12 protein-coding genes and 3 pseudogenes are annotated in these 15,981 nt (G+C 61.5%); 5 read left to right on the top strand and 10 right to left on the bottom strand.

The window, feature by feature from the left end; all coding sequences use genetic code 11:
• Positions 1–6: 6 nt before the first annotated feature.
• Positions 7–414 (top strand): DUF4345 domain-containing protein, encoded by a 408-nt coding sequence (locus CTP10_RS39250; protein ID WP_058698241.1) that lies wholly within the window; start codon positions 7–9, stop codon positions 412–414.
• 502 nt (positions 415–916) lie between these two features.
• Here the strand turns inward: CTP10_RS39250 and tnpC are convergent.
• The 6 genes and pseudogenes from tnpC to CTP10_RS39220 all read right to left on the bottom strand — a co-directional run.
• On the bottom strand, positions 917–2,515 hold the full coding sequence (gene tnpC / locus CTP10_RS39245) for an IS66 family transposase (protein ID WP_058698262.1): 1,599 nt from the start codon (positions 2,513–2,515) through the stop codon (positions 917–919).
• A gap of 70 nt (positions 2,516–2,585) precedes the next feature.
• Positions 2,586–2,924, bottom strand: a complete 339-nt coding sequence (gene tnpB, locus CTP10_RS39240; RefSeq protein ID WP_058698242.1) for an IS66 family insertion sequence element accessory protein TnpB — start codon at positions 2,922–2,924, stop codon at positions 2,586–2,588.
• Positions 2,925–3,064: 140 nt separating this feature from the next.
• Positions 3,065–3,325, bottom strand: coding sequence for an IS66-like element accessory protein TnpA (tnpA, locus tag CTP10_RS39235; RefSeq protein WP_233528040.1), 261 nt, complete (start codon positions 3,323–3,325; stop codon positions 3,065–3,067).
• Positions 3,326–3,532: 207 nt separating this feature from the next.
• Positions 3,533–3,731, bottom strand: a pseudogene (locus CTP10_RS39230) (tyrosine-type recombinase/integrase); the annotation flags it as partial.
• Positions 3,732–3,758: 27 nt separating this feature from the next.
• Positions 3,759–4,559: an SDR family oxidoreductase gene (locus CTP10_RS39225; RefSeq protein ID WP_058698243.1), complete on the bottom strand. Its 801-nt coding sequence runs from the start codon at positions 4,557–4,559 to the stop codon at positions 3,759–3,761.
• A 166-nt stretch (positions 4,560–4,725) separates the two neighbouring features.
• Positions 4,726–5,799: pseudogene (locus CTP10_RS39220) on the bottom strand (tyrosine-type recombinase/integrase); the annotation flags it as partial.
• 384 nt (positions 5,800–6,183) lie between these two features.
• Between CTP10_RS39220 and CTP10_RS39215 the strand changes: the two are divergent.
• Positions 6,184–6,810 (top strand): hypothetical protein, encoded by a 627-nt coding sequence (locus tag CTP10_RS39215; protein WP_058698244.1) that lies wholly within the window; start codon positions 6,184–6,186, stop codon positions 6,808–6,810.
• Positions 6,777–7,886, top strand: a complete 1,110-nt coding sequence (locus CTP10_RS39210) for a helix-turn-helix domain-containing protein (protein WP_327077467.1) — start codon at positions 6,777–6,779, stop codon at positions 7,884–7,886. The genes CTP10_RS39215 and CTP10_RS39210 overlap by 34 nt, the downstream gene beginning before the upstream one ends.
• On the opposite strand, the gene CTP10_RS39205 is transcribed toward CTP10_RS39210, so the two are convergent.
• Genes CTP10_RS39205 through CTP10_RS39190 form a run of 4 tightly spaced genes read right to left on the bottom strand, consistent with a single transcriptional unit; the run spans position 7,822 to position 13,386 of the window.
• Positions 7,822–8,184: a hypothetical protein gene (locus CTP10_RS39205; protein ID WP_058698246.1), complete on the bottom strand. Its 363-nt coding sequence runs from the start codon at positions 8,182–8,184 to the stop codon at positions 7,822–7,824. The two genes, CTP10_RS39210 and CTP10_RS39205, sit on opposite strands and share 65 nt — an antisense overlap.
• Positions 8,181–10,064: an integrase gene (locus CTP10_RS39200; protein ID WP_116318642.1), complete on the bottom strand. Its 1,884-nt coding sequence runs from the start codon at positions 10,062–10,064 to the stop codon at positions 8,181–8,183. The genes CTP10_RS39205 and CTP10_RS39200 overlap by 4 nt, the downstream gene beginning before the upstream one ends.
• Positions 10,061–11,914 (bottom strand): hypothetical protein, encoded by a 1,854-nt coding sequence (locus CTP10_RS39195; RefSeq protein WP_058697491.1) that lies wholly within the window; start codon positions 11,912–11,914, stop codon positions 10,061–10,063. The genes CTP10_RS39200 and CTP10_RS39195 overlap by 4 nt, the downstream gene beginning before the upstream one ends.
• 23 nt (positions 11,915–11,937) lie before the next feature.
• Positions 11,938–13,386 (bottom strand): site-specific integrase, encoded by a 1,449-nt coding sequence (locus tag CTP10_RS39190; protein WP_058697492.1) that lies wholly within the window; start codon positions 13,384–13,386, stop codon positions 11,938–11,940.
• 82 nt (positions 13,387–13,468) lie between these two features.
• On the opposite strand from CTP10_RS39190, the pseudogene CTP10_RS39185 reads away from it, so the two are divergent.
• Together CTP10_RS39185 and CTP10_RS39180 are read left to right on the top strand one after the other, a co-directional pair.
• A pseudogene (locus CTP10_RS39185) lies at positions 13,469–14,482 on the top strand (integrase); the annotation flags it as partial.
• Between the two features lie 154 nt (positions 14,483–14,636).
• Positions 14,637–15,620 carry an ATP-binding protein gene (locus tag CTP10_RS39180; RefSeq protein ID WP_058697493.1) on the top strand — a complete coding sequence of 328 codons (984 nt, stop codon included), beginning with the start codon at positions 14,637–14,639 and terminating at the stop codon, positions 15,618–15,620.
• Positions 15,621–15,981: the final 361 nt, after the last annotated feature.

Genomic DNA, 15,981 nt, shown 5'->3' with positions numbered 1-15,981 from the left:
CAACTCATGCATCGCCTCTCTCAAATATACCTGGCCGTTTCGGCACTGGCTTTCCTGCTAATTGGCTTGCATACGTTTCACGACCCCGTTACGGCAATGGCGGGCCTCGATATGCAACCCCATTCGGTGAATGCCTTCAATGAGATCCGTGCCAACTACGGTGGCATGCATCTCGGTATCAGTCTGTTGCTGGCCCTGGGTCTACTCTCGAAGGCGTGGCGAAAGCCCGCGATGTGGATCAACGTCGTGTTCACCAGCGGCCTGGTGCTCGGGCGGCTGGTCAGCATTTCCGCTGACGGTTGGCCAAATGATCTCGTTCGAATGTTGCTTGGAATCGAAGCAGCAGCGGCATTGACCGGCCTAGCGCTGTTGTGCTTCCTCAACAAACATGATGCGCGCTCTTCCATGAGATGAGCGCTCACTTTGAGCGCCCGCGACGCGTGGACATGAGGTCATCGTTCACCCAGTCCTATCAAGTTAAACTCGCACCGATCAACCTCCACCTGTCCTGATACCGGTCTTGCGGACAACGCGCGAGATATCCGCATTGACGGGCTTCACCGCTTTCTAAGCATCCTTTCATCGCGACGGGTCCGACGCAGCGAAGAGAACGCTAGCTCTCCCGAGAGCAGTCAAGGTGTTGGGGCCTGGCCCCAGTAGAGACTACGGAGGTCGCGTCCAGGACCGTAGTGTTCGGTCTCTTCTGGAGTCTTTCGATGCCGTGTCTGCACAGCGCTTTTTTGACGGCTGCCCGGCGGTCCTTACACGCGTGGGCTGGTCGAGGCAAATCGAGACGAATCGCAATGACAAGCGGGCGCCGGCATCCGGGCGCTGGAGTACCTGCTGTAAAAGCGACTCTATGACCCCAGTCCTATTGGGTCAGATCCGCACTTGTCGCGTGATTGAGCAGACGCGCTCAGCGTGCGGGACGCCAGTTGTGGGGAAGCAGCTCGTCGATGCGGCTGTTCAGATGGGTGGGCAGGCGGGTCAGCACATCGGTGATGTAGGCCCATGGATCGTGCCCTTGCAGCCTGGCTGATTGCACCAGGCTCATCACGACCGCGGCGCGCTGACCGGCCAGTTCGCTGCCAGCGAACAACCACGAGCGCCTTCCTAGGGCCCAGGGGCGGATCAGATTTTCTAGGCTGTTGTTGTCCACACTGACCTCTCCATCGAGGAGGTGGTGCGTCAGCGTCGGCCAGTTCTTGAGGCTGTAGTCGAGCGCCTTGGCTGTGATGCTGCCCTCAGGCACACGTGACCGCTCCAGTTGCAGCCAGGCATGCAGTTGCTCCCACAGCGGCTTGGCGTCGCTGTGCCTCCTGGCCTGACGTTGCTCGCTGCTCAGCGTGGCGAGCTCGCGCTCAAGACGGTAGATCTGCGCGATGCGACGCAGCGCCTCTGGGGCGACCGTGCTGTTGCCCTGGTTCCGCAGCAGTTCGTCGTACCGACGTCGGGCATGAGCAAGACATCCCGCCGCTACGCGACCGGGGCTGGCTTGCAACACGCTGTCATAGGCAGCGTATTCGTCGCGCACCAAGGTACCTTGCCAACATCGCTCGTTGCGGTCTTCGCTAGCACCTCCCAGGAAGGCAATCGGGTACTGCGCGCCTCGGCCAATACAGAAGTCGTAGATCACGCCAGGCAGTGGATCGAAGGCGCCGCGCGAGTAGGCCCAGACGTACGCTCGCTTGGTCTTGCCGGCTCCCGGGTCGAGCAATGCCACCGGCGTCTCGTCGGCGTGCAGCCCCCTTGCTGCAAGTACGAAGCGCTTGTGCGCTTCATAGAGCGGTTCAAGCGCCGCACCAGCACGCCCGGACCAGGCAGCCAGTGTTGAGCGCGGCGTGTGTACGCCCGAACGGGCGTTGATCGTCTCCTGCCGGTAGTAAGGCCGATGGTCGACGAAGCGGCTGATCAGCGTGTGCGCCACCAGCCCGGCTGCAGGCAGCCCACCGTCGATGATCTGGGGTTCGACGGGTTCCTGCACCAGGCGTTGGCAGCAGCGGCAGGCCCACTTGCCATAGATGTGGCGGTGCACGAAGAACTCCGCCGGCACGATATCCAGCTTCTCGCTGACGTCCTCACCCACGCGTACCATGGTCCGTCCACAGCCCGGTGTTGGGCAGTGAGTATCCTCGGGTTCGTGGTGATGCTCGACTCGGCGCAGGTGGGCCGGCAGTGGCTGGCGACGGGGCTTGCGCGTGGACCTGGTGTTGTCTTCAACAGAGGGCTCGCCCTTGGCCTGCTGTAACTGCGCTTGCAGACTGGCCTCGTCCTCGGCCAGGGACTCCTCGAACAGCCGGCGCTGCTCAGCGCTCATCGCCTCGGTCTTGGCCCCGAACTTCCAGGCCTTGAGTCGCGCCAGCTCGAAGGTGATCTTCTCGATCTTGACGTCCTTGAGCTTGATCTCGCGTTCCTGCTGCTGAATGTGTGCGAGCATCTGCTGCGCCAATGCCAGCACGTCCTCGGGCGCGAGGTCCTGAAGGCCTTGATCTTGTAGTTGGCGCAGGTTCAGCATGGAGCCATCGTGCCAGCCACCGGGCACTACCACCATCCGGATTTATGCTGTCAACGCGCCGTGATCATCCTCATATCCGCGTAATGGCGCGCAGGTCCTCCAGGCGCTGCCAAGGCAGGCCGAGGACCAGGGCGTCGAACTGCGCCTGCGTCAGTTGTGCGCCGGTGGCGCCGGCCTGTACCGCAGGCCAGACAAATCGTCCCTGGTTGAGGCGGCGAGCGGCGCACCACACGCCAAAGCCGTCATGTATCAATAGCTTGACGCGGGTGTGGCGGGCGTTCGCAAACAGGTAGGCGTGATGAGACTGGGCTGCGCCGAAGACCTGTACCACGCGCGCCAGCAGCCGCTCGGTGCCGGCACGCATGTCGATGGGCTCGACGGCCAACCACAGCGCGTCGATGCGGATCATCGCAGCCAGTCCCGAAGCAGTTGGGCACATTGCTGTGCCGCTGACAGAGGCCAGTGCACAACCAGCGTGCCGCCTGGGCGCTGGATCTCGATGCGGATGGCGTCGGGAGCTACCGGAGCTGGCGTCTCGCATGGGACCGCCTAGGCCGGCTGCATGGTTGGTGTCAAAGGCTGAACATGCAGTGGAATAAACGCACGGCCCTCGCGCTGCGTTGCCCGCATCTGGCGTTCACGTTCCTCTCTGACCCATCTGTGCACCATGTTCGGGTGCAGCCCATGGCTGAGCGCCACGCCGGCTACCGATGCCCCAGGCTGGCGAGCTTGCTCCAGTACCGTCGCCTTGAACTCGGCGCTGTACTCTCTGCGGCGCGGCCGCTCGATAGTTGTCGACACTCGATCCATCGTCCCCACGATCCTCCATCGTGGGGACGATGCAGGATCCCGTGGATCGATTCAAGGCGGAAGAACTGGACGCTTACCCCTCATGTTCCGTAAGCAGCTCTTATAAAATGCAATTAATCGCCTTGATGCGACCAAAAACTTGAACGGAAGCTTGTATCAATGGGATGGCGCCGAAATTTCACGATGGTGAAGGTTCGGCGCAGGCTGCTATTTCTTGCTGCCCCAGCCGATCCGATGCCGCTCCTGAGTAGCTTCATGCCGCGCATCCTCTTCGCTGTGCAAGTAGCCGCTCGTCGTCGGCTGTGCCCAAAGTTGTCGCGCGCAGCCAGTGCGCTGAGGCGCTGGCCAGCACCGCGGCTTGCGGTTCCCATCCCGGCGCGCGCCCCCGCACGCGCTGCGCGGCCATGCGCCCCTACGCGATAGGCTGGCAACCTCAGACTACCATCGGCGTGGTAGCGCCATCGATCGACAGGATGGAGCCCGAAATATAGCTGGCCCGTGGCGAGGCGAGGAACAGCACAGCGTCCGCCACCTCTTCCGGCGTGGCCAGGCGGCCCAGGCCGGTGCGCGCGTTGGCGCGCGCCAGCGCCTGCTCCACTGTCATGCCGCCGATGCGCGCATCCACTTCCATGCCCTGCTGCAAGCGCTCGGTATGCGTAGCCGACGGATTGACCGCGTTGACGCGCACACCCTGCTTGCCGTAGGCATTGGCCAGTCCGGCGCTGGCCAGCATCAATGCAGCGTTAGCTGCGCCACCCGCCAGGTGGGCGGGGTTGGCCATCTTGCCACCCATGCCCACGATGTTGACGATGGCGCCGCGCCCTTGCTGCGCCATGCGCTTGACCACCGGGTCAATCACATTGATGTAGCTGAAGTACTTGGCGGTCATGGCTTCCTGCCACAGTTGTGGGGTCAGCTCGTCCGGCGGCCGGCGCTTGGCCGCGCCGGCCGAGGTCACCAGAATGTCGATGCCGCCAAGTCCTGCCACCGCTTCTTCCACCGCGCGTGCGGCCTCGGCGATATGGGTCAGATCGGCGGATACCGCGACCACGTCCTTGGCAAATTCGCCCTGGCCTTCGGCCAGCTTGGCGCAGGCCTTCGCCAAGTTTTCTGCGCTGCGCGAAACGATGGCCACGCGCGCGCCCTCACGCAGAAAGCCGACCGCGCAAGCGAGGCCGATGCCGCGGCTGCCGCCGGTGATGAGCACCCGTTGATTGCGGAGTTCGAGATCCATGATGGTGTGCCTTGGCTGGTGGGGAGTGCGGGCGTCGTTCGACAAATGGCGCATCCCCATGTGTGGCGGGCCGGTTGCAACGCCGGTGAGATGATAGGGGGTGATCATAGCGCGCCTGTTGGTGCCCACTATAGTTTCATGATGGTGAAATAATTTCCACGGGCGTCTACCTCTTGCTGCCCCAGCCGATCCGATGCCGCTCCTGCGTGGCTTGATGGCGAGCATCCTCCTCGCTGTGCAGATAGCCGCTCGTCGTCGACAGCGAGCTGTGCCCGAAGTTGTCGCGCACAAAGCGCAGGTCGACCTGTTGGTCGGTCATGTGCGAGCCGGCGGTGTGGCGCAGCCAGTGCGCCGAGGCACTGGCCAGCACCGCGGCTTGCGCCTCCCATTCCGGCCCGCGCGCACGCAGGCGCGCCGCGGCCATGCCGAACACCTCTTTCAGGATCAGGTGCAGCGCGCCGCGTGACAGCGGTTTCTCGCTGCCCGCTTTTCCAATCACCGGCAGCACCAGCGGACGCGTCTCCCCGAACTGCGGGGTAGGCGGCAATTCGTGGGCGCGGCGGTAGCGCGCCAACTCGGCAATCAACTCGTCGGTCGCCGGCACCAGCCGGGTCTTGTTGCCCTTGCCGGTGACCTCCAGCCACCAGCGCTCGATGCCCTGGGCATCGCGCCGGCAGAAGAACGCGCCCATGGGGGTGGCCGTCAGCTCGGCGGCGCGCAAGCCGCCCAGATAAAGCACCGTCAGCACCCAGCGGCAACGGGCCGCGTGCAGGCGTTCCCGCGCCGTCTCGGCCGGCATTGCTGCGACCGTGTTTTTGACCACCTCCCACAGGTCGTGGCTCAGATAGCGGGTGATGCGCGCCTGGGCGGGGGCGCGGCGGCGGCGGGCGAGGGCGAGCGGGTTGCCGGCCAGGTAGCCCGCCTCGGTCAGCCAGGCGAACAAGGCGTTCAGGATCACCAGCGCCTGGCGCACGCTGCCGGGCGACAGCGGCCCCGCAAACGGGCGCCAGTCCGGATGATTGCGCGCGAGCTTCTTGGTCCCGGTCAGCACCCAGCGCGCGGCCGGTTGCGGATCGGCGAGGAAGCGCTCGTAGGCAAGCAGGTCTTCATGGGTCAGCGAGGACAAGGGCTTGCCCAACTGAAGCACGGCCCACAGGATCAGCCGCTCCACCTCGCGGCGATACGTGGTGAGCGTCGCGGTGCTGTCTGCGTAGCGGGCAAGCCAGGCGGTCACCGCGGCATTTCCTCAGCGTCGCAGCACGACAAACGTTTCAACCATCGATCGAAATGCAGCACACTTCGCCGGTGCATGAGTCCGAGAAACTCCCGCGCGAGACTGCGGACCTCGCCCACCACGGGTTCGATCTTGCACAGCGCCTTCACGAACCGCTCGTGGTCCGCACTCTTTGGCTCCTCGATGGCGAGGTTCCTCCATCGTAGAACGGAGCAAGTCTGTCACTCCGGAATCCAGCTGGAACCCGCGTCGAATATAGAAATCCGGCCGGTGAATTGACACTATTGCTTGCACTCCCCACGAAGCAAAATCGTCAATTCGCATTAGTCCGGATTAATTTCGTCAATTGGCGTCCTAGACTTCGAATCCCGCTCGTAAGGCATTGATCTCATGGAAGATTCTCTGCATATAGCGGAGCCGGTTGCGCTCGTCCGCCCGCGCGGTGCGCACCGCTTCGAAGCATTCAGTCCAAAGCTGAAGCGGCGGCTGACTTTCTACCGACGCTGTGCGCTCGATCAATGGGTCTTGATCGAATCCGATCCGGCAATCGGCCACTTTTGTGAGCGCCCCGGATTCATTCAGTTTCGAGAGAGGCGGCACTTAGCAGACTTCCTGGTCTCGTACTCCGATCGTCAAGAGTTGATCCTCCTGCCGGATCCAGTGATCGATGAAGAAGCGAAGGAGGGCCTCGAGTTGAACGCTGATACGGTCAATGTCCGGTTGGTCGACGCGGCCGAACACGCCGCTTCACGCGTCTGGATAGAAAACTGGCTGCGTATGCTGCCGAGTATCATAGCCACGCAAGGTCTCGTGTCGGTGTCCTTGCTTGATGCGGTCGAGCGCTTTGTCGCCAGTCGAAAGACGCTTTCAGCCATCGAGCGAGAGTTCTCGAAAGGTGACCCCGTGCTCGTGCGGGCCGCCATCTTCAATCTGCTGCATACCGGTCGCGTGCATGCTGAGGAACTGCGAACCGACGCATTGTCGTGGATGACGAAGTTTGCAGTCAGGGAGTCCTGATGATGCCGCGCCGAAAGCCTGAGTTCCAATCCCTCGATTTGAACGCGTGGCCTAGCATAGCGTGGACGGAGCTTGACGCCGAAGTGCGAGAGGTCACGAAGGTAAGAGTGCAGGCCATCGAGCGTTATGCGAGCGGCGAAAGTGTCAAGGAAATTGAGAAGGCAACCGGCGTGGACCGTCGACAGCTCTATCGGTGGCTCGAGCGAGGCTTGGCGCTGCATCCTGACGGACGCATCTTTGGATTCCGCGCCTTGCTGAGGTACGTGCGGGTCAATGAGTACGTCCGCATAAGTCCCGTCAATGGTCGGCCCAGCGAAGATGGACGGGGTAAAGCAGGCGCGTTCGCGCTCTTCTTAGAAAGCTATCCGGCGCTGGCAGGATGGCTGCTCCTAAAAATAAAACAGCGCCGCGTGTTGCTCAAACAGGTGCATACCAATGGACGACTTCATACGCGCTTGGTCGGCCTGCATGCCCTGCACGGGGAGTTTCTGTTGCAATGCCGGTCCCTCGGCCTGACGGCGGTGGATTACCCCTTCAATACGGAAGGCGGTGCCATTCGGTCGCTATCCGCGCGCCTTAAAGACGAGTTGTCGCGCAGTTTCCGCACCGCGGCACGGGCGGCAGGCGCCACGCACCTGAAGGGGCTTCCGCACTACGATCAGGCGGAAAGTCGGCCGGCCATGCGCCCCTACCAGGTCGTAGAATTCGACGGTCACCGACTCGATATCCGTCTCAAGGTGGTCGTACGCGATGCATTGGGCTTTGAGCATGAATTCGAGATCGAACGCGTTTGGTTACTTGCGATCATCGACGTCTGCACGCGTGCGGTGCTGGGCTTTCACCTTGGGCTTGGCCTACGCGCAAGAGAAAAAAGATGGACATCAGGCCGAGCCTTGAAATTACTGGAATCGGCAGACCGCGAGACGTCCATTAGATTGGGAGAAAAAGTGGACACAACGTCCGTCGCGTGTCCATCTTCCTCCACAAGTTTGCTATATCGTATTTCGAGATCTAGCGCGACTGCAAGGGCAGGACACTACCGCCACGCAGCGCGGCCAGCTCCTTGCGCAGGCTGAATACCTGGCGCAGCAGGGCGAGTTCGCGAGCCAGCGACTCGTCAAGCTGTGCCTGCAGATCCTTCGCGTTGCCCTTCGCTCGGTTCAGACGTTCGGTCAGTTCGAGCTTTGGCCGCTCGGTTACGGCGTTGGCCGCATCGATTGCTGCGATCAGCTCGGCAAACTGAGGACGCGACTTCTTGATGCTGCCTTTCTTGCGGCCCGCCTCGATCGCCACGGTATCGTTGTTGATACGCGCACCCTTGCGCTTCTTCAGCCGCTCAAGGGCGGCGTAGTAGTCGGTCATGGCATCGCTCATGCGGCCTCCGGTTTCATCAGTTTCTCTTGCGCGTCAAGAAGTCGTTGCAGCGTCTGTGCCTCGATGCGGCATTCGACGCTCGCCTCATCGACAGCGCGCAGCTTCTCGACTGTGGTGCGCTGTGCCTTGATCACGCGCTGAAGCTTCGACGGCACGATCACGAGGTTACGGCAGTTCGATTCAAGGCAATCCAGACGCATCCAATCGAGCGGCGTCGACTTGCACGGCTCGACGCTGGCGCACCCGCCAAGCACCGTCTCACGGTACGCCAGTTCGCCCTTCCCGAACATCCTCACCGTCTGCTCGCGTGAGTAGACCGACACAGGCGACGCCTGCACGGCACGGCTCTGTGTCCATGCTGCGTGCCCCCCGAACAGCCGCTCGTCAGAGAACAGCACCTGCTCAGCGTACGCAAGGTACTCGGACAGGCCCTGTGCCTCGGCCCATTCTTTCGCGAAGTGAGCCTTGTCGGTGTCAATGAAGCCCTGCGCAAACGCCGAGCCGCGAGCGTAGTACATGCTCATTTCCTGCGTGATGTGCTGCAACTGACGTTTGAGCGTCGGTAGCGTGACGAGGCCGCTGCGTTGCGCATACAGCGCGAGCGAGCGGCGAAGCTGATGACGCGTGAACGGCCACTGCTGCCCGACCGCGTACTTCGGTTCGTCTTCCCATGCGCGGTGCATGTCGACACGCTTCAGTTCAGCGATGTCCTCGGCCGTGATCGTCGGGAAGACGCGCTCACGAAAAGCTTCGACTTCGATATATATGGTAGTGGGCGCCCGGTTTGCCACGTACTTGAGATGCAGACCCATCCGACAGAACAGCAGGTGGGAACCGTCCTTCGATTCGGCGTAGCCTGGTGCGCCGTGCGCACGATGCGCTTCGCCCGACAGCCGTTGCGCGAGCCTGACGGCGCGAGCACCGAGCGGGCTCGTCACCCAGCATGCGCGTTTGGGACGCCCGCCGGACAGCTTGGTCGTCACGCCCTCGATGGCGTAGTGCATCACACCATCCAGCCGGGTCTCCCTCAGACAGTCGTACGGCAGGTTCTCTGCTTCCATCGCGCGCATGCCGGTGAACGACAGGATGACCAGCTGGCATAACGCGCTGATCGAGGCCACAAGCGACATCACGACGTAAGGGGAGTCCGTGCACCCGAAGTGGACAGCAGCCGTCTTCAGTGAGGCACAGACGTCAGGGCGTTCGCCAGCGTATGCGCGCGCGAGGTAGTCCGATAGCGCGTTCGCGACGCTCTCGGCGATCCCGAGATCATGCTCGCAGGTCGACAGGAAGTGCTGGTAAATCCGCGTCGGGATGACCGCGTATTGGGAGTTTCCGGCGTGTTGCGCGGAGCGTTCGAGCAGGGGCTTATGCAGTTGGGCCAATGGCACGCGCAGCCCTGTGGCCTCGGCGCCCACTCGGTAAAGTTTCGCCAGAATCGAATGAAGGCGTTGGGCCTTCATGTCCATCCCGGCTTGTGCCGCATAGTCCAGAACAACGGCGACGCTGGATAGCCCCTCATAAAGAGTAAGCTGGCGTTCGGCGGCAAAGTAAGCAAAGTCCTTCAGGTAAACTGAGCAACCTTGAAGAGTACTGGACGCAGGTACCGTCTCGCTCGCTTCGTGCATCAGAAAGTACATGACCTGCTTCCACTGACGTGTAGTCGCGTCTGAAAGGGTGCGGCCTGCGTCGTTAAGCGGATGACCCCTAAAGTGGATACTGGTGCGGCGCGATCCAATCGTATATGCACGGATGTCCCAGGCGTCGTCACCAAACAGCGAAGCAGCTTTCCCGGCCTTGTCGGGTGTCACGACCGCATCGTCTTCGATCCGATACCAGTCTGGGCGCTCGGCGAGCGCCGCGATCAGCGTATTGTTCATGCCACTCCCAATTCGTAAAGCTGATCAAGCTTGGTCGACCAGAAAGCGTCCAGGTTTCCATCAATATCAACGTCGTGCTCGATCTGACCGACCAGCGCGGCGTCGCGCTTCCGTATTTCATTCAGGAGGAAGTCGACCCTTCGCAGCACCGCGCCGAACGAGCTCTCGTACTGCTCGAACGAGTCAGCACGCCCGCTTACGAGCCTGACGCAGTGACGGCAGCTCAGCAGCTTGCGGATGTCGGCGGCGTCAGCGTGCACGCGGTACTGATCGCAAAAGATACACCCTTCGGTCGAGCGGCAGTCAGGCAGTACGGTGACCGAAGCCGCGATCGGCGCGGGCTTGTGGAACTCGATGCAGACGCCCACCGCGCTCTTGATGGAGCCCGCCGGGTCGTTGCCAGCCTTCAGCACCGTCTTCTCGACTGAAGCGAGGAATGCACCCATCTCAGCCTTGTGCGCGGTGTCCGTGCCGTTCGAGTACGAGCGCAGCGCCGTGGCCAAGGAGTGGCCCATCAGCCTGGCTGCAACGACAGGACCGTGATTGCTCACCGCCCAATCCTGCTTCGCCGCACGCCACTGACGAGCGCTGATGCGCGGCAGCACAATCCCGAGCGTCTCGAGCCGACTATAAAGCCGATCAAGGAACTGGGCTGAGAGAGCCGTTAGCCGCCGTAGCTGCGCATGATGCCCGAGTACGACGAACAACGCGTCACAGTCTTCGTCCTGCACAAGATACCTGCGCAATGCCAGATACGCCTTGAGCTTTGGCATGAAGGCCAGCGAGACGGTGAACGCAACTTCCCTTCCACCTGCACGGTACTTAACCTCGCGAAACTTCTGACGTACAACAGATGCATCCTGCAGGGTCGCGGCGAGCTCCGGGCTCCATTTCATTGCCAGCAGCTGCGCGAGGCTGACGCCCGTTTCAGCCAGAAACAGCGTGGCGAAGCAAAAGGCCGCCAACGAAGCGTGCGAGCGACGGATCGGTGACTGTGCGTCTTCGTTGGCCGCCACGAGATGTTTGGCAGTTAACCACGCGATGCCCCACGAACGATGGCGAGGATTGTTAGCTCCAGCCTCGGCCAAGCGCCTCGTGATCTCTTCCCGGGTGCGCAGCTGTCCCGTCTCCAGATTCCAGCCAAGCAAGCCGTACGAGTCGTGCCCTTTTCTGCGGCCATGTGTGTGCGGAACGAGGCAAAGATTCTCACCTCGCGCCGTGGTCACGCGCAACGGATAAGGCTTGAAGTCGAGCACCAGCGTGCTGATGCTGCTGAAGAGCGCGTCAGCCCACGCGAGCAAGGCGGCTTGTGCCTCGGCGTCGGGCACAACTGTCGTTCCATTAGCATACCATTGCTGGCGCAGCACCCTCGCATCGGCGCAGAAGTCGTCGTTTCTGAAGAACTCACGAAGCATCGACAACAGATTAGGCTGAATGCCCGCGACGGTATTGTGGTTCAGCTTGCCTAGTGAGACCTGTTCACGCTTTTCGCGAAAGAAGCGATGAACTGCCTCCGCCGTAGCATTCTCGTCACAGAGAACCTGATGCAATCCCAGCCTGTCGGCCCAGTTGGCGAAGTCAAGCACGCCGCGCAGAGCACCGTAGATAGTCTCCGGACGCAAGGCGCCAAGGGTCAAACGCTCGGAAAGCTGCGTCACCAGCAGGCGTACAACCTTAGTGCGTTCGCTGCTAAAGCTTCTGGGATCGAACGTGTGCCGCGCGTGCCGCGTGTTCGACGTGTCACGCGTCAGGTAGCAGATCTGCCCGATATCGGAACGGGTGCGAATTCCTTCCCACTTTAGCAGCGCGCGCTCGGGATGCAGCAGCGTCGTGCCCACCGCGAGTGGCATGCGAACTTCCTCGTACACCCGGCTCATACTGCCACCCCGGTGTCTAGGGCGCGCGTGACCAGCGTCGACAGGTGTGTGCCCCAGCTGTCCTGCACAGCGTCGAACAGCTTGCGGTTCTCGCGGTAGCTGAGGTAGCCCTCGGTGGTGGACAGTCGTGCGTGCCACATCAGCTGCCGCAACTGATCGAGCGCCCGTGTGTACCTGGTCTCATTCGCGGTCATCGCGTCGACCATGTTCAGCCCAAAGGTTGCACGCAGGTCGTGGAAGCTAAACTCGTACCTGAGGTTGCCGAGCCGCTCGCGCATCATGGGCAATAGTTCGTCCTTGATGAACTGGCGCACGGCCTGTCCAGTCTTGACGTGACGGCGCACCTTTGGGCCAGTGCTGACCGGGCCGCGCGATGCGAGATCATCGTAGAGCGGCGCACCGCGATGGCTCAGAAAGAGCGGCTGGTCGTGGTCATCTCCGCCGTCTGCCAGTTGGCGACGCTTGCGCGCACGATCGCTGTGCACGTAGATGTACAGCCGCTCGTAGAAACCCCGGGGCAGGTGCAACACGCCCTTGACACCGCCCTTCGTGTCGATGCCCGTACCCGGCCCGCAGGCGAGACGGATGTCGTCGCCGTGAAACTCGCCTGGCTTGCGCATTACGTGTTTCGCGCGCACGGTCAATACCGTCTGGATGCGAGCGCCCGTCAACAAAGCGAACAGATGAACGAGCGTCATCTCGATGTTGCCGAGAGCGGCTAACGATTCAAGCAACACCGACTGCTCGGAAGAGGAGAGCGGGCGCAGGCGCCCGCCGTCCTGAATGCGATCGTCCCACGGGTCTTCCGCGCGGCGACAGCGGATCGACAGGTCAGTGGTCTTGACCTCGATCACGCCGCTGAATCCCTTCTGGTCCTTGACCTCAATGAAGCGATCAGATTCAACCCACGGCGCGTTCGCGGGCCTGAAGCCGGCTTCGGTTATGAGCCAGCGATAGAAGCGGGCTATAGCACCCATACGACGCTTCGCGACACCCGCAGACAGTTCGCCCGCCTGCACGGCCAGCCTGATCGATGCGCTATAGCGGTAGGTCGGCCGTTGTCGCTTGTTTGCGGGGAACGTTAGCCAGTCGATATCCTCGTCGTCCAGGTAACGACGGAACGCCACCAGATCGTCAGCGATGCTGGCGAACGTCAGCATATTGGGCGAGGACTTCGACTCCAGCATATCGATGAGCCAGATGTTCGCTTCAGCCCACGGCGCGCCGTCAGCAAGTCGGACAACGGGAAAGAGAGGGAAGGTGCTTGGGATCCACTGCGGTCGTGCGTCGCGCCGCTTGCCGGTGGCGGGGTCTGCGAGCGGGACCGTGTGATAGACGGTGCCACCCTCGGGTGTGGTGATGCTAACCGGCGTCGCGCCGGGAGTGTCGCGGTCAACGACCTCGGTAAGCGGTAGTTGCCGGATGGTGGTTCTTCTTGCGATCATCGCCCAGATCCTCTTATGTGTTTGGAGGTGTCTGCTTTAACACAGCCTGCGAGTATCAGCAGATCGTTCTTGGCTTGCGCATATTGGCCGCGAGTATAGCCGCTACGACGTCATCAAGACCATCGAGTCGGCCTTGGAGCCGCATCGACTGCGCGACTTCACGATTCCTGGCTTGGCCTACGGTCCGCACGACGGCTTTCCCTCACAGCGCCTCCCAGAGCTGGCGTATACAACCTGGGAATGGATGAAGCTGGACAACGCGAAGGCGAATCTCGCCAAGGAGACGCTCGACGCGTTGTGTGAGTTCGTTGGCTGTTGCGCAGACACAGGACCGAAGTACAGTCCCGATGATCGCCCCTACATCGAACGCTTCTTCGGGACTATTGCGAGCAGGCTGTCTTCCAGATTGCCTGGCTACACGGGTTCGCATCCCCGTGATTTGCGGCGCGCGCTGGCCGATCCGAAGGGAAAGCTACGCTTGTATGTGTCGTTTGACGAGTTAGAGGAGTTGGTCGAATACGCTATTGCGAGCTACAACGGCACGCCGCATGCCGGCCTGAACAATGTCACGCCGCTTGAAGCGATGGAGTATTTCATTCGCGGCAAGGAACAGTTGGTGACATGGCTGCCCGAGCATCGTCGCCGTACCCTTTGTCTAATGCAATCGGCCAAGCGTTGCACCGTACGAGCATATCTCCAGCAGGGCGTTCGACCGCACATCAACTTGTATGGTGTGCGCTACACAAGCAACGTCCTTGCGTGCAGCACGGATTTGATCGGCAAGAGCTTGCTTATTTACCTGAATGCCGATGATCTTCGCTGTGTCCGCGCGTTCCAACCAGACGGCGCTGAGTTTGGGGTCTTGGAGGCGCAAGGGGCTTGGGGCGTGATACGGCATAACCTGAAACTACGCCAGCAAATCAATCAGGAGAAGAAAGACAAGAAGCGGTCGCGTGGGCCCGTTGATGCGGATCCCATCGGAGACTACGTCGACGGAAAGATGGCGCAGGCAAAGAAGTCACGGAAGGCGGCATCCGAACTGGCGGAAGCAAAGCGGATTCTGTCATCCGCGCCGACGGCGCGAACTGCGATGGGGCGGGGAGCATCCGCCGCGCAGACCGCAACGAACGCCGCGTCAGAGCAGAAAGTAGACAAGGCTTCCGAGCAGAAAAAAACACCGACTCGACCGAAGAAGCTGTCTATCGGTACCGGCCAAGTCTTTTAACCCTGTCCTCCGCGAGGGAGTCATCATGTCGCTTCAGATACCGCGTCCGATCGATCCATCGCTGCACCCCTTGGTCACCGGCAACTATCGTATCGCCACGCCGGCCATCGAAGAGCTCTACGAACTGGTCACTCGATGTCTGCGCTACAGAATTATGGGCGCCCTGATCTACGGCCCGTCGCGCATCGGTAAGACACGGGCGATCGAGTACGTGCGATTGCTGTTGGCACGCGAACACCCACGGATGACCAGCTACCACGCACGATGCGAACACAAGCCGAGGCATGCCGAGGGACCATTCTTCGCCAACCTGCTTGAAGCGGTTGGCGACCCGGATCCTAACGCTGGCGCCAACCCGGCCAAACGTATGCGCCTCGCACTGAGGATTCGTGAGGCCGCCGCTCGGGCAGGAAGTGGGACGGTTCTGCTTTTCTGTGATGAGGCGCAGCGCTACAACGACAATGAATACGAATGGCTGCGTGATGTTCACGATGCGCTGGATCGACAGCAGATCAAGTTGTTCACCTTCCTCGTCGGGCAACAGGAATTGCTCGCTCAGAAAACGGCCATGCAGTTGGCTGGGAAAACTCAGATTGTCGCGCGGCTGATGGTCGAGGAATTGGCCTTCTACGGCATACGAAATGCGAAGGACGTGGCAACGTGTTTGAGCGGCTATGACGAGACGGCTTATCCCGAGCGTAGCGAATGGAGCTTTACCCGATTTTACGTTCCGCAAGCCTTTGATGCTGGCTATCGACTGGTCAGCGATGCCGACGCGCTGTGGGACGCGTTCGAGACGGCGCACCACAAGGCCAGCTTGCCTGGGGCTCTCGAGATCCCAATGGAGTCGTTTGTCCGTGCCGTAGAGATCCTGCTAAAGGATAGCGAGCTCAGGGATTGCCCGGGCTACTGTCCCGAGCCAGCGCTATGGGCGCACGCGGTACGGCATTCCGGTTACGTCCAGTCACGCCATGCAATCGGTCGTGTGCTCGTCTCCGCTGCCTTGTGAGGGCATTCTAAGGTGGCCCGCTTCCCTATCCTCACGCTCGACGAGGCGAAGCTCACTCCGGCGCTGGGCTACGTGTTCGACAAGAAGTGGATCGATCCACGGGAATCGCTCGTCTCGATCCTCTGGAAACTCAAAGTGGCGAATGCCTTGTCAGGCGTCGCTGTGATGCGGTTGGTAAGGTTGGACATCGATCCCTACGAGAGCCTTCCGCCGCAGAGAGGATTCATCGATGTCGTTCGGCTGAACGAAGCGCTGGGCTTGCCAACCAAATCGCTGCACATGGCACTCATCGAGCAAACCAATCAGCGACGCTATAGCGAAGTGTTTCGCTACTGCCATTTCTGTATGGTGCGTGGGTACC

The organism is Cupriavidus sp. P-10, from assembly GCF_003402535.2.
Classification (GTDB): Bacteria; Pseudomonadota; Gammaproteobacteria; order Burkholderiales; family Burkholderiaceae; genus Cupriavidus.
This window is presented reverse-complemented; position numbering and strand designations above follow the sequence as displayed.

Bases quoted from the DNA above. Each gene is read 5' to 3' on its own strand.
- tnpB (WP_058698242.1), bottom strand. From the start codon at position 2,924: ATGATCCGCATCGACGCGCTGTGGTTGGCCGTCGAGCCCATCGACATG.
- CTP10_RS39180 (WP_058697493.1), top strand. From the start codon at position 14,637: ATGTCGCTTCAGATACCGCGTCCGATCGATCCATCGCTGCACCCCTTG.
- CTP10_RS39250 (WP_058698241.1), top strand. From the start codon at position 7: ATGCATCGCCTCTCTCAAATATACCTGGCCGTTTCGGCACTGGCTTTC.
- CTP10_RS39190 (WP_058697492.1), bottom strand. From the start codon at position 13,386: ATGATCGCAAGAAGAACCACCATCCGGCAACTACCGCTTACCGAGGTC.
- CTP10_RS39225 (WP_058698243.1), bottom strand. From the start codon at position 4,559: ATGGATCTCGAACTCCGCAATCAACGGGTGCTCATCACCGGCGGCAGC.
- CTP10_RS39200 (WP_116318642.1), bottom strand. From the start codon at position 10,064: ATGAACAATACGCTGATCGCGGCGCTCGCCGAGCGCCCAGACTGGTAT.
- tnpC (WP_058698262.1), bottom strand. From the start codon at position 2,515: ATGCTGAACCTGCGCCAACTACAAGATCAAGGCCTTCAGGACCTCGCG.
- CTP10_RS39205 (WP_058698246.1), bottom strand. From the start codon at position 8,184: ATGAGCGATGCCATGACCGACTACTACGCCGCCCTTGAGCGGCTGAAG.
- tnpA (WP_233528040.1), bottom strand. From the start codon at position 3,325: ATGGATCGAGTGTCGACAACTATCGAGCGGCCGCGCCGCAGAGAGTAC.
- CTP10_RS39195 (WP_058697491.1), bottom strand. From the start codon at position 11,914: ATGCCACTCGCGGTGGGCACGACGCTGCTGCATCCCGAGCGCGCGCTG.
- CTP10_RS39215 (WP_058698244.1), top strand. From the start codon at position 6,184: ATGGAAGATTCTCTGCATATAGCGGAGCCGGTTGCGCTCGTCCGCCCG.